General features: G+C 67.1%; 10 protein-coding genes. 2 read left to right on the forward strand and 8 right to left on the reverse strand.

All coding sequences use genetic code 11. From position 1 onward, the window contains the following. Positions 1–10 precede the first annotated feature (10 nt). Positions 11–2092 (forward strand): M3 family metallopeptidase, encoded by a 2082-nt coding sequence (locus OOZ48_RS14355; protein WP_269499483.1) that lies wholly within the window; start codon positions 11–13, stop codon positions 2090–2092. Next, positions 2089–2688, forward strand: coding sequence for an SCO family protein (locus OOZ48_RS14360; RefSeq protein WP_269499485.1), 600 nt, complete (start codon positions 2089–2091; stop codon positions 2686–2688). The genes OOZ48_RS14355 and OOZ48_RS14360 overlap by 4 nt, the downstream gene beginning before the upstream one ends. A 37-nt stretch (positions 2689–2725) precedes the next feature. On the opposite strand, the gene OOZ48_RS14365 is transcribed toward OOZ48_RS14360, so the two are convergent. From OOZ48_RS14365 to OOZ48_RS14400, 8 genes are all read right to left on the reverse strand, one after another. Then, positions 2726–3298, reverse strand: coding sequence for a nitroreductase family protein (locus OOZ48_RS14365; RefSeq protein ID WP_269499487.1), 573 nt, complete (start codon positions 3296–3298; stop codon positions 2726–2728). A gap of 35 nt (positions 3299–3333) precedes the next feature. Then, entirely contained in the window at positions 3334–4059 is a 726-nt protein-coding gene (locus OOZ48_RS14370) for a pyridoxine 5'-phosphate synthase (protein WP_269499491.1), read from the reverse strand. Continuing rightward, positions 4056–5513 (reverse strand): efflux transporter outer membrane subunit, encoded by a 1458-nt coding sequence (locus OOZ48_RS14375; protein WP_269499492.1) that lies wholly within the window; start codon positions 5511–5513, stop codon positions 4056–4058. Before OOZ48_RS14375 ends, OOZ48_RS14370 begins: the two co-directional genes overlap by 4 nt. Continuing rightward, positions 5510–8680: an efflux RND transporter permease subunit gene (locus OOZ48_RS14380; protein ID WP_269499494.1), complete on the reverse strand. Its 3171-nt coding sequence runs from the start codon at positions 8678–8680 to the stop codon at positions 5510–5512. The genes OOZ48_RS14375 and OOZ48_RS14380 overlap by 4 nt, the downstream gene beginning before the upstream one ends. Before the next feature lie 51 nt (positions 8681–8731). Next, a complete protein-coding gene (locus tag OOZ48_RS14385; protein ID WP_269499495.1) occupies positions 8732–10015 on the reverse strand; it encodes an efflux RND transporter periplasmic adaptor subunit in 1284 nt (427 codons plus the stop codon). A 162-nt stretch (positions 10016–10177) separates the two neighbouring features. Next, positions 10178–10738, reverse strand: coding sequence for a TetR/AcrR family transcriptional regulator (locus OOZ48_RS14390; protein ID WP_269499496.1), 561 nt, complete (start codon positions 10736–10738; stop codon positions 10178–10180). A 95-nt stretch (positions 10739–10833) separates the two neighbouring features. Continuing rightward, complete coding sequence (locus OOZ48_RS14395) at positions 10834–11628, reverse strand: ABC transporter ATP-binding protein (RefSeq protein WP_269499498.1); 795 nt, start codon at positions 11626–11628, stop codon at positions 10834–10836. A gap of 4 nt (positions 11629–11632) precedes the next feature. Then, complete coding sequence (locus OOZ48_RS14400) at positions 11633–12520, reverse strand: ABC transporter permease (protein WP_269499499.1); 888 nt, start codon at positions 12518–12520, stop codon at positions 11633–11635. Between the last annotated feature and the right edge of the window lie 65 nt (positions 12521–12585).

Consider the following 12585-nt stretch of genomic DNA (forward strand, 5'->3'; position numbering starts at 1 on the left):
CATTGCCCGCATGAATACCGTCACTCCCGCCGGAAACCCCCTGCTCGTCCCGGCCGATGCAATCATGGACTACGCGGCCGTACGCCCCAAGCACATCCAGCCGGCGCTGCGCGAGCTGGTCGCCGAGTCCCGCGCGGCGATCGATGCCGCTGCCGCGGACACCCGGCCCCCCACGTGGGAAAACCTCGTCGAGGCGATCGAGGATCCGTCCGAGCGCCTGCATCGTGCCTGGTCGGTCGCCGGCCATCTGAACAGCGTGGTCAATACGCCCGAATTGCGTGAGGCCTACAACGCCTGCCTGCCCCTCATGAGCGAATTTTCGACCTGGGTCGGCCTGCATGCCGGACTGTATCGACGCTATCGGGAACTGGCGGCGGGGCCGGCGTACGAGGCCCTCAGCCCGACGCGCCGCCGCATCGTGGATCTGGCGCTGCGGGATTTCCGCCTGAGCGGCGTGGAACTCGAGGGCGAGGCACGCGAGGCCTACGCCCGCAATGCCGAACACCAGGCCCAGGTGTCCCAGAAATTTTCCGAGAACGTTCTGGACGCGACCGATCACTGGTCGCTGCTGATCGCCGACGAGGCCCGCCTGGCGGGGATTCCGGCGGATGTGACGGCAGCCGCCCGCGAGGCCGCGCGCGCCGACGGCGCCGAGGGCTGGAAGCTCACGCTGCACATGCCGTGCTACCTGCCGGCCATGCAGCATGCGCACGACCGCGAGCTGCGCCACGACCTTTATCGCGCCTACGCCACGCGCGCCTCGGACCAGGGCGACACCCGCTACGACAACTCCGCGCAAATCGAATCCCTGCTCGCTCTGCGCGCCGAGGAAGCGCGCCTGCTCGGATACCGCGATTTCGCCGGCCTGCGCCTGGAAACGCGCATGGCCGATGACCCGGAGCAGGTGCTGGCCTTCCTGCGCGACCTGGCGGCCCGCGCGCGGCCCAGTGCCCAACGCGATCTGGAGGAACTGCGCGCCTTCGCCGCCGCCGAACTCGGCCTCCCGGACCTACAGCCCTGGGACATCGCCTACGCCTCCGAGCGCCTGCGCGAGCAGCGCTATGCCTATTCGGACGACGAGGTGCGCCGATACTTCACCGAATCCCGCGTCCTCGACGGCCTGTTCGGCGTCATCCACACCCTGTTCGGCGTGCGCCTGGTCGCCTGCGAAGCGCCCGTCTGGCATCCGGACGCCCGGATCTACAGCGTGCGCGACGCCGACGGCCGCGAACTGGGCCGCCTCGGCATGGACCTCTACGCGCGCACCGGCAAGCAAGGCGGCGCCTGGGTCGACAGCGAGCGCGACCGCCGCCGCCGCGGCGCGCGCCTGCACACGCCCCTGGCCTGGCTGACCTGCAATTTCGCGCCGCCGCAGGGCGGGCGCGAGGCGCTGCTCAGCCATGACGACGTCATCACCCTGTTCCACGAAAGCGGACATGCGATGCATACCCTGCTCTCGCGGGTGGACGAGCCCGGCGCCTCGGCCTTTGCCGCGGTCGAGTGGGATGCCATCGAGCTACCCTCGCAGTTCATGGAGAACTTCTGTTGGGAATGGGGGGTGCTGCGCAACCTGACCCGCCATGCGGACACCGGCAAACCCATGCCCCGGGAACTCTTCGACAAGCTGCTGGCCGCCCGCAATTTCCAAAGCGGCCTGCAGACCCTGCGGCAGGTGGAGTTCGCGTTGTTCGACATGCTCATCCACACGCGCGCCGAGGGCCTGCCGATCGGCGGCGTGCTGGATACACTGGATGCGGTGCGCCGTGAAGTGGCCCTGCTGATCCCGCCGGACTGGAACCGTTTTCCGCACGCATTCTCGCATTTGTTCGCCGGTGGCTACGGTGCGGGATATTACAGCTACAAATGGGCGGAGGTCCTGTCGGCGGACGCCTTCGCGGCCTTCGAGGAAGCCGCCCCCCGGGATGCGGAGGGGCAGCGCGATATTTTCGATCCCGCCACCTGCCGGCGCTATCTGGACGAGATCATCGCGGTGGGCGGCTCGCGCCCTGCCGCCCGATCCTTCGAGGCCTTTCGCGGGCGGCCGCCCAGCATCGAGGCACTGCTGCGCCACAGCGGCCTGGAGACGGCATGATGCCCGCCGCCCTCCGCCGCCTGCTGGCGCGCTGCGCCGCCGCCTTCTGCCTGGCGGTCCTCGGTTTGGGTCCCGCCGCCGCCGAGGTCCATCCGGTGCGCGGCTTCCTGCCCGACCTGAAGTTCACGCTGCAAGGCGCGGGCGGGGCCACCGTCACGCAGGCCGATTTCGCCGACAAGGTCGTGCTGATGTTCTTCGGCTATGCCAGTTGTCCCGACATCTGCCCCACCACCATGGCGCAACTGGCCCAGGTGACCGAGGCGCTGGGGCCGCAGGCCGACCAGGTCAGGATTCTGTTCGTCAGCGTCGATCCGCATCGGGACACGCCCGACATCCTGCAGGCCTATGTCGATCAGTTCGATCCCCACGCCATCGGCCTGACCGGCAACGAAAAGACGATTGCCGACCTGGCCAGGCGCTACCGGGTCGCCTATCAGATCGAACGCCCCGCTTCGACCGAACCGGGGGCGCCCTATGAGGTCGCCCACAGCCGTGGAATCTATTGCTTCGACCAGCAGGGCCGCGCGCGCTGGCTGGCTTCGGACAGCGAATCGCAAGAGGACTTGCTGGCCGCGCTGCGGCCGCTGCTGCGCTAGCGCTAGTATCGTCCGTCCCGCCGCAGGGGCCGGCGGATCAGGCGGCGTGCCACTCCGATACGAAATCGCGATAGTCGGGCCGTTCGACGGCCTCGACCGGATCGATGGGTGTGCCGATGGACAAATAACCCATGAACCGGTAATCCAGCGCGTCGAAGCCCAGCGCCTCGCCCACGCCGTCGATGTACGTGCCCACGCCGGTGCTCCAGAACGCGCCCAGGCCCAGGGCATGCGCGGCGTTCAGCATATTGCCCACCGCGGTGCCGGTCGCCAGCATCCGCTCGTGATCGGGGATGCGCCCGTCATGATCCAGCACGCAGGCGATCGCAATGACCAGCGGCACACGCGACAGCCATTTGCGGCCGTTGGCCGCCTTGGCCTCGGGCAGCGGCGTGCCCGCCGCCTCGCCGGCCCGCACGGCGACGTCCACCAGCGCGGGGACATCGGCGCCACGCACCAGGGCGAAGCGCCAGGGCCGCACGGCGCCATGGTCCGGCGCGCGCATGGCGGCGCGCAGGATCAGGTCGAGTTGCTCGTCCGTCGGGCCCGGCGCCTGCACGAACTTGACGGAACGGCGCGACAAGAGGGTGTTCAGGGTATCGGGAATCATGCAAGGTCCTCCGGAGATGCGATCGGGCGCCGCGCTCAGGCGCGGGCCGCGGCCACCATCAGCGCCTTCATCTGGCGGATGGCGGGTTCCCAGCCATCGAACACCGCCTGGGCGACGATCGCATGGCCGATATTGAGTTCCGAGATGCCGGGCATGGCCGCGACAGGCGTGACGTTGTCGTAATGCAGGCCGTGGCCCGCATTGATCCGCAGGCCCTGGCGCACACCCTCGGCGACCGCCGTGCGCAGGCGCTGGAGCTGCGCCTCGCGCGCGTCCTCGGCGGCGTCGGCATAGGCGCCGGTGTGCAATTCGACAATGCCCGCCCCCGCACGCGCGGCCGCATCGATTTGCGCAGCCTCGGGATCGATGAACAGCGACACGCGGACGCCGGCATCGTGCAGCCGATCGACCGCGGCGCGCACCTCGGCGAAATGCCCAAGCACGTCCAGCCCGCCCTCGGTCGTGAGTTCGTGGCGGTTCTCGGGCACCAGGCACACATCGTCGGGCCGCAGCCGGCAGGCGATGTCCAGCATTTCGGGCGTGATCGCGCATTCCAGGTTCATGCGCGTGCGCAGCACCGGGCGTATCGCCCACACGTCCGCATCCTGGATGTGGCGGCGATCCTCACGCAGATGCAGGGTAATGAGATCGGCGCCCGCGTCCTCGGCGCGCAGGGCCGCCTGCACCGGGTCCGGATAGCGGGTCATGCGCTGCTGGCGCAGCGTGGCCACGTGGTCGATATTGACGCCCAGTTCCATCATGAGGCCTGCATGGGTGCCTGCCCGTCTTGAGCCCCCGCCTGGACCGGGGTGTCCTGCTGCCAGCCGCCGCCCAGCGCCTTGTAGAGCTCGACGCGATTGAACAGCGCATCCGTGCCGAGCTGGACGAAGGCCTGCTGGATGCCGTACAGATTGACCTCGGCGGTCTGGACCTGCAGGAAGCTGTCCACGCCGGTCTCGTAGCGCAGCTTGGACAGGTCGAGCGTCTTGATCGCCGAGGCCTCGGTCTCGCGCAAGGCGTCCAGTTGGCGGGCGTACGTGGCCTCGCCCGCCAAGGCATCGGCCACCTCGCGGAACGCGGTCTGGATGGTTTTTTCGTAGGTCGAGACGGCAATGTTGCGTCGGGCCTCGGCCAGATCCAGGTTGCCCTTGATGCCGCCGGCAAACAGCGGCATCTGGATCTGCGGCGAGAACTGCCAATACCGGTGGCTGCCGCCGAACAGCGCATTGAGTTCGGGGCTGGCAAAGCCCAGCAGGCCGGTGATGGAAATATTGGGGAAGAACGCCGCGCGCGCGGCGCCGATCTGGGCGTTGGCGGCCTTGAGCGCATGTTCGGCGCCGATGATGTCGGGCCGCCGGTCCAGCAGTTGCGACGGCAGGCCAGCGGGCACCGAGGCCAGTAGCTGGTCGCGCCCGAAGGTCGCCGGCGCCGGCAGGTTCGCCGGGATCGGCGTTCCCAGGATGAGCTGCAGCGCATTGGCGGCCTGAGCCGTCTGGCGCTCGATGGCGATCAGGTCGGCCTGGACCGTGTCCCGCTGCCCGCGCGCCTGCGACAGATCGAGTTCCGAGGCCACGCCCATGTCGAAGCGGGCCTGCACCAGGCGCAGCGAACCCTCGCGGGCCTCCAGCGTCTTTTCCATCAGGGCGCGCAGCTCGTTGGACGCGCGCAGGCGGAAGTAGGCCTCGGCCGCCTGGGCGATCAGATTGATCTGTACCGTGCGGCGCGCCTGATCGGTCGCCAGGTATTGCTCGTAGGCCGCCTCGCTGAGGTTGCGCACCCGTCCGAAGAAATCGAGTTCGAACGAGGTCATGCCGATGCCGGCGATGTAGGCCCGGCTGACCGACGGCGAATTCACGCCGCCATTTCGCATGTCGGGCGGGTTGCGCGTGCTCTGGCCGGTGCCCAGCAGGCCGATGGTCGGCAGGCGGTCGCTCGAGGTGATGCCGTACTGCGCCCTCGCCTCTTCGATGCGCTCGACGGCAATGCGCAGGTCGCGGTTGTTGTCCAGCGCCAGTTCGATGAGGGCGTGCAGGCGTTCGTCCTTGAAAAACGCCCGCCATTCGGGCAGCGCCGGGGCGCTGGCCGCGCCCGCATCGGGAAACCGGTCGGGCACGGGAGCGGCGGGCCGTTCATAGGTCGGCGCCAGCGAGCAGGCCCCCAGCGCCAGGGCCAGGCCCGCGCTCAGCAGCAGACGCGGATAGCGAAGGCGGCTCATGACGACTCCCCTTGCGTCCGGTCCTCGGCGCGTGTCGGAATGTGTGGGGCCTGGTGGCCCAGCAGCTTAGGCTTGGTCTTGAACACTTTCAGAATCACCACGAAGAAAGTCGGCACGAAAATCACGGCCAGCGGCGTGGCCGCCAGCATGCCGCCCAGCACGCCCAGGCCCACCGCGTTCTGGCTCGCGGCGCCGGCACCGTCGGCGCGCACCAACGGCACGACCCCCAGGATGAAGGCGAAGGACGTCATCAGAATGGGCCGGAAGCGCAGGCGCGCGGCCTCGACCGCGGATTCCATCAAGCCTGCGCCGCTGGCGTACAAGTCCTTGGCGAATTCGACGATCAGGATCGCGTTCTTGGCCGATAGGCCGATCACGGTCACCATCCCCACCTGGAAATACACATCGTTGGCCTTGCCCATCAGGCTGCTGAGCATCACCGCCCCCAGCATGCCCAGGGGCACCGCCAGCATGACCGACAGCGGAATCGCCCAACTCTCGTAGAGCGCCGCCAGCACCATGAACACCACCAGCACCGACAGCCCCAGCAAGATGGCGGTCTGGTTGCCCGCCTGGATCTCCTGATAGGACAAGCCCGTCCATTCATAGCCCAGGCCCGGCGGCAGCTGCGTGATCAGGCGCTCCATCTCGGCCATGGCCTCGCCCGTGGAATAGCCCGGCGCGGCGGATCCGCCGATCCGGATGGACTCATAGCCGTTGTAACGCACCACCTGCACCGGCCCGCGCGTCCATTCCATCGAGACGAAGGCGGACAGCGGCACCATGTCGCCTTGCTGGTTGCGGGCGTTGAGCTTGAGGATGTCGTCGGGGTTCATGCGGTCCTTGGCATCGGCCTGCACCCAGATATTCTGCACCCACCCCGTATTGGTGAACTTGCCCACATAGGCCGAGCCCAGCGACGCCGACAGCAGCGAGGCCGCCTCGGAGAAATCCACGCCCAGGGCAGCCGCCTTGTCGCGGTCGATGGAGACCTTGAGCTGCGGCCCCGCGCCCAGTCCGGTGACCCGCGCATCGGTGACGATCGAGCTTTGCGAGGCCAGCTGCAGGAGCTGCTGGGTGGCCGCCTGCAAGGCATCATGCCCGATACCGCCGCGATCCTCGAGGCGCAAGTCGAAACCCGAGGCGTTGCCCAGGGAAGAAATCGCCGGCGGCACGATCGAGAACACCATGGCGTCCGGAATGCCGAAGAGCAGCTTGCCCATGGCCGCCGCCGAAATCGCCATGGCCGAGTCGCCCTCCCCCTGGCGTTCCGAGAAATCCTTGAGCGGCACGAAGGCGATGGCGGAATTCAGGCCGTTGCCGTTGAAGCTGAAGCCCTGCACGGTGACGATGTTGGCCACCTGCGGCAGCTGCTGGAAGTAGGCCTCGACTTTCTCGATGACCTCGATCGTGCGGTTGGCCGACGAACCCGCCGGCAGCTCGATATTGGCGATCACGTAGCCCTGGTCCTCCTCGGGCAGGAAAGAGGTCGGCAGGCGCATGTACATCCAGGCCATGACGCCCGCCAGCACCAGGAAGACCAGCATCATGCGCCCGCCGCGCTTGAGGCTGCGGCCCACCCATCCCGTATAGCCGTTGGTGGTGCGCTCGAACGAGCGGTTGAACCAGCCGAAGAAGCCGCGCTTGGCCTCGTGGCTGCCCTTGGGGATGGGCTTGAGTATCGTTGCGCACAGGGCCGGCGTGAACGTCAGCGCCAGCAAGGCCGAGAACAGGATGGACACGGCCATGGCGACCGAGAACTGGCGATAGATGATGCCTACGGAGCCCGACATGAAGGCCAGCGGCAGGAACACGGTGGTCAGCACCAGCGTGATGCCCACGATGGCGCCGCTGATCTGCGGCATGGCTTTCTTGGTGGCCTCGCGCGGCGGCAGCCCCTCCTCGACCATGATGCGCTCGACGTTCTCGACCACCACGATCGCGTCATCCACCAGGATCCCGATCGCCAGCACCATGGCGAACATGGTCAGCACGTTGATCGAGAATCCCAGGCCCAGCATCACGGCGAAGGCGCCCATGATGGCGACCGGCACCACCAGCGCCGGGATCAGCGTGTAGCGGACGTTCTGCAGGAACAGGAACATCACCACGAACACCAGGGCCATGGCCTCGATCAGCGTGTGGACGACTTGTTCGATCGAGACCTCGACGTAGGGCGAGGTGTCGTAGGGAATGGCGTAGGTGATGTTGTCGGGAAAGAACTCGGAGAGCTCGGCCATCTTGGCCTTGACCAGCTTCGCGGTCTCGAGCGCATTCGCGGTCGGCGTCAGGGAAATGGCGAAGGCGGCGGTCGCCTTGCCGTTCAAGCGGGCGCCGAACTGATAGTTGTCCGAGCCGAGCTCGACGCGGGCCACGTCCCGGATGCGGACGGCCGAGCCGTCGGCATTGGCGCGCAGGATGATGTTGCCGAATTCCTCGGGCGTCGACAGTTCGCCGTTGACGACCAACGGCGCGGTCACCCGCTGCGCATCCGGATTGGGCGGCGAACCCAGCATGCCGCCGGAAATCACCATGTTCTGGCCCGAGATCGCGGCGCTGACTTCGGCCATGCTGATCTTGTAGCCCACGAGTTTTTGCGGGTCCACCCAGACCCGCATGGCGCGCGCCGAGGCGAACAACTGGAACTTGCCCACGCCCTTGACGCGGGAAATGGGGTTCTGCAGGTTGCGTGTGATGTAGTCCGCCAGTTCGACGTCCTTCATCGAGCCGTCCTTGGACGACACCGTGACCACCAGCAGGAAGTTCGACGTCGATTGGCTGACCTTCAGCCCCTGCTGGATCACGGCCGCCGGCAGTTTGGCGGTGACGTTCGAGATCCGGTTCTGGACGTCGACCTGCGCCAGGTCGGGATCCGTGCCCGGCTCGAAGGTCACGCTGATTTCGGCCATGCCGTTCGAGTCGCTGACCGATTCGTAGTACAGCAGCCCCTTGGCGCCGTTGAGCTCGTTTTCGATGACGCTGGCGACCGTGGTGGCGACCTCGCTGGCCGAGGCGCCTGGGTAGGTCGCCAGCACCGAAATAGTGGGCGGCGCCACGTCGGGGTACTGCGAGACAGGCATGTTGGGGATCGCCAGTATGCCGGCCAGCGCAATGCCGAGGGCAACCACCCAGGCGAAGATCGGTCGATCAATGAAAAACTGTGGCATGAGTACTCGCTATGAATCCAGGTTGATGTCGCGCATGCGTCAGCGTGGCCGTCAACCCGCCGATTCACCGTTCTGCTGAGACTGCTGGCCGGATTGCGGCCCCGCCTGGCCCGCTGCGCCCGGCGCCTGAGCGCCCGGCTGGCCTGCGTGGCCGCCTGGCGCGGCCCCCGGCGCGCCGCCCTTGGCGTCCGGATTCCAGGGCATGGGTTGCACCGGCGCGCCCGGACGGATCTTCTGGAAGCCCTCGACCACGACCTGGTCGCCCGCCTTGATGCCGCGATAAATGATGTAGCGGCCCTGGTACAAGGGCCCGATCGAGACCGGCGTGATCACCGCCTTGCCGTCCTTGACCACGATCAGCGCGCTCTGTCCGTCGCCGCCGCGCTGAACGGCCTGCGCCGGCACGGTCAGGGCCTGCTCGTCGACGCCTTGCTTCAGGCGCACGCGCACATACATGCCGGGCAACAGGATCTGGTCCGGATTGGGAAACTGCGCCCGCAGAGTGACCTGGCTGGTGCCGGGATCGACCGACACGCCGGAAAACAGCAGCTTGCCCTCATGCTGGTAGACGTCGCCGTCATCGAGCAGCACTTGCGCCGGCGCAGCCCCGTTGGCGTCGGGGGTGAGGTCGCCGTCGGCGATTCTGCGACGCATGTCGGACAGTTCGGTGGTCGACTGGGTGACGTCCACGTAGACCTGGTCCAGGCGCTGTACGGTCGCCATGTGCGTCGCCGAGGAGGCACTGACCAAAGCGCCCACGGTGACCAGGGACTTGCCCGTGGTGCCGTCGATGGGCGAGGTCACGCGGGTATAGCCCAGGTTGATCTCGGCGGCGTCCAGCGCGGCCTGCGCGGCCGCGACCGCGGCGCTCGCCTCGTCGGCCTGCGCCACCGCATTGTCGTATTCCTGCCGGCTGATCGCGTGTTCCTTGATCAGCTTGGCATACCGCTGGGCCAGCAGTTTTGCGGTCTTGACGGTCGCCTGGGTGCTTTTCAGCTGCGCGGCCGCCTGGTCGCGCGCCGCCTGGTAGGGCGCGGGGTCGATGGTGAACAGCAACTGGCCGGCCTTGACTGTGGAGCCCTGCTCGAATTCGATGTCCTGGACGATTCCGGTGACCCGTGCGCGGATCTCGGCATCCTCGATGGCCTGCACCCGCCCCGGCAACTCGGTAAAGACGGGGGTGGGGGCCGGCTGGACCTGGACGACGCTGACCGGAACCTTCATGCCTTGCATGCCGCCTTCCTGGGGTTTTTCGCCGCAGGCCGCCAGCGAGACGGCCAGTACGAACAGAACCGGCCATGACATCCGTCCCGAGGGCGATTGCAAGAAAGCCATAAAAAGCTCCTGAGTTTTAAGTATTCTGAGAAAAACGAGAAAACGAGCACCGATACGCCGGCGACGAACGGAGGTCGGCGGGATACGGAATCAACCACCCGGCAAAGCAATCAGTGAGTATAAGGTCAAATTCCTTCACCCAAAAGACGGACCGATGGCGCCTCATGCCCGGCGATCCGGCTGGAAATCGGCGAAACGCTCGACCAGCACCGCAACGCGCCGGCCCAGTTCGTCGGCCGAGGGCTGGTCGGCCAGAAAGCCCTCGAGCGCCACCAGAAAGACCTGGGAAGCGAAAGTGTCCTCGAGGATATCGTCGACGCATTGCAGGATTTCGCCCCTTTGCTGTGCCGCGACCTCGGGGCTGAGGCGCGAACAGGCATCACGGAATTCCCGGGCCATCGGGGCACCGGCCATCTCGGCCCAGGGCCGCAGCAGGACCGCCTGGCACACGCCCAGCAGCCGTTCGGCGCGCGAACCCCGCCCCTCGGCCGCGGCGCGGGCCGCGGGCATGCCCGACATCAGCAAGTCCTCGAAGACGCAGACGAAAAGATGTTCCTTGTCCTTGAAGGAGCGATACAGCAGGCTGCGCGAAATGCCGGCCCGGCGCGCGATGTCCTCGAGCGAGGTCTTGGAAAAGCCGAAATTCAGGAAACACCAGCGCGCGGCCTCGAGAATCTGGGCGTGCCTCGCGGCGCTGGCATCCTTGCTGAGCGTGGCCGACATCGGGTGTGTTCATGGAAGGAAAAAATCATTTTGACAATTTGAGCATTTTTTGTCAATTAGATTTTTTCAGCGGCGGCCGTCGGCGCGACGGCGCCCTATCCCAGCAGCAAGGTATCGTCCGCGATGGTCTCACCCCGCACGCGCTCGAACATGGCCAGCAGGTCGGGGACGCCCAGCCCGCGCCGGGCCTCGCCCTCGACATCGAGCACGACGCGCCCCTGGTGCAGCATGACGGTCCGGTCGCCCACGTCGAGGGCCTGGCGCATGCTGTGGGTCACCATCATGGTGGTCAGGCGGTGCTGGGATACGATACGCGCCGTGAGTTCGAGCACGAACTGCGCGGTGCGCGGATCCAGGGCCGCGGTGTGTTCGTCCAGCAGCAGAATGCGCGAGGGCCGCAGCGCCGCCATCAGCAGGCTGACGGCCTGGCGCTGGCCGCCGGACAATAGCCCGATGCGGTCGGTCAGGCGCCCCTCGAGACCCAGGCCCAGCATGGCCAGGCGCTCGCGGAACAGATCGCGCATCTCGGTGCGCAGCGCGCTGCGCAGGCTGCGGAACTGGCCGCGCCCAAGGGCCAGCGACATGTTTTCCTCGATGGTGAGGTTTTCGCAGGTGCCGGCCATGGGATCCTGGAAGACGCGGGCGACCTTGTGGGCGCGCGTCCAGACCGGCTGGCGCGTGACGTCCTCGCCGTCGAGCAGGATGAGGCCGTCGTCGACGGCCTGGTCGCCCGAAATCGCATTCAGGAACGTCGATTTCCCCGCCCCGTTCGAGCCGATCACGGTGACGAACTGCCCGGTGGGGATATCCAGCGACATGCCGCGCAGGGCGCGCGTCTCGATCGGCGTGCCGGCATTGAAGGTGATGTGCAGGTTCTGTGCGCTCAGCATGGCATCAGGCTCCCTTGCGGCGCAGGCGCTGCTTGAGCAAGGGGATCACCAGGGCGACCGTCACCAGCACGGCGGTGACCAGGTTCAGGTCCTGGGCCTTGAGGCCGATGAAATCGGCATTCAGCGCCAGCGCAATGAAAAAACGATAGACCACCGCACCGAGGATCACCGCCAGCGTGGCCACCACCAGCCGGCGCGACGGCAGGATGCTCTCGCCCACGATCACCGCGGCCAGCCCGATGACGATGGTGCCGATGCCCATCGAGATGTCGGCGCCGCCCTGCGATTGCGCAAACAGGGCGCCGGCCAGCCCGCACAGCGCGTTCGAGATCGCCATGCCCAGCAGGATCATGCTGCCGGTGGCGATGCCCTGCGAGCGCGCCATGCGCGGATTCGAACCGGTGGCCCGCATCGCCAGCCCGATCTGCGTGGCAAAGAACCAGTCCAGCAGCAGTTTGACCGCGATCACCAGTGCCAGCAGGATCAGGGGGCGCGCGATGTAGTCCTCGAGCCCTTCGGGCTGCAGCACCGTGAACACCGTCGGATCATTGATCAGGGGGATGTTGGGCGCATCCATCACGCGCAGGTTGATCGAATACAGCGCGATCATCATCAGGATGCTGGCCAGCAGGTCCATGATCTTGAGGCTCACGTTCAGCCAGCCGGTGATCATGCCGGCCAGCCCGGCGGCGAATGTCGCGCACAGCGTGGCGAGGAACGGATCCATGCCGTTGTGGATCAATATGGCGGCAGTCGCACCGCCCAGCGGAAAGCTGCCGTCGACGGTCAGGTCGGGGAAGTTCAGGATGCGGAACGAAATCAGCACACCCAGTGCCACCAGACCGAATATCAGTCCGATTTCAAGGGCGCCCCATACGGAATAGATGGACATGTGAGCCGGGAAGATCAAAGCGGGTGGGCCGCCCCATCGGCGGCCCACCCCGGGAAGGCCTGGCG

The sequence above is a fragment of the Castellaniella sp. S9 genome (genome assembly GCF_027257175.1).
Taxonomy (GTDB): domain Bacteria; phylum Pseudomonadota; class Gammaproteobacteria; order Burkholderiales; family Burkholderiaceae_B; genus Castellaniella.

Bases quoted from the DNA above. Each gene is read 5' to 3' on its own strand.
- OOZ48_RS14355 (WP_269499483.1), top strand. From the start codon at position 11: ATGAATACCGTCACTCCCGCCGGAAACCCCCTGCTCGTCCCGGCCGAT.
- OOZ48_RS14360 (WP_269499485.1), top strand. From the start codon at position 2,089: ATGATGCCCGCCGCCCTCCGCCGCCTGCTGGCGCGCTGCGCCGCCGCC.
- OOZ48_RS14365 (WP_269499487.1), bottom strand. From the start codon at position 3,298: ATGATTCCCGATACCCTGAACACCCTCTTGTCGCGCCGTTCCGTCAAG.
- OOZ48_RS14370 (WP_269499491.1), bottom strand. From the start codon at position 4,059: ATGATGGAACTGGGCGTCAATATCGACCACGTGGCCACGCTGCGCCAG.
- OOZ48_RS14375 (WP_269499492.1), bottom strand. From the start codon at position 5,513: ATGAGCCGCCTTCGCTATCCGCGTCTGCTGCTGAGCGCGGGCCTGGCC.
- OOZ48_RS14380 (WP_269499494.1), bottom strand. From the start codon at position 8,680: ATGCCACAGTTTTTCATTGATCGACCGATCTTCGCCTGGGTGGTTGCC.
- OOZ48_RS14385 (WP_269499495.1), bottom strand. From the start codon at position 10,015: ATGGCTTTCTTGCAATCGCCCTCGGGACGGATGTCATGGCCGGTTCTG.
- OOZ48_RS14390 (WP_269499496.1), bottom strand. From the start codon at position 10,738: ATGTCGGCCACGCTCAGCAAGGATGCCAGCGCCGCGAGGCACGCCCAG.
- OOZ48_RS14395 (WP_269499498.1), bottom strand. From the start codon at position 11,628: ATGCTGAGCGCACAGAACCTGCACATCACCTTCAATGCCGGCACGCCG.
- OOZ48_RS14400 (WP_269499499.1), bottom strand. From the start codon at position 12,520: ATGTCCATCTATTCCGTATGGGGCGCCCTTGAAATCGGACTGATATTC.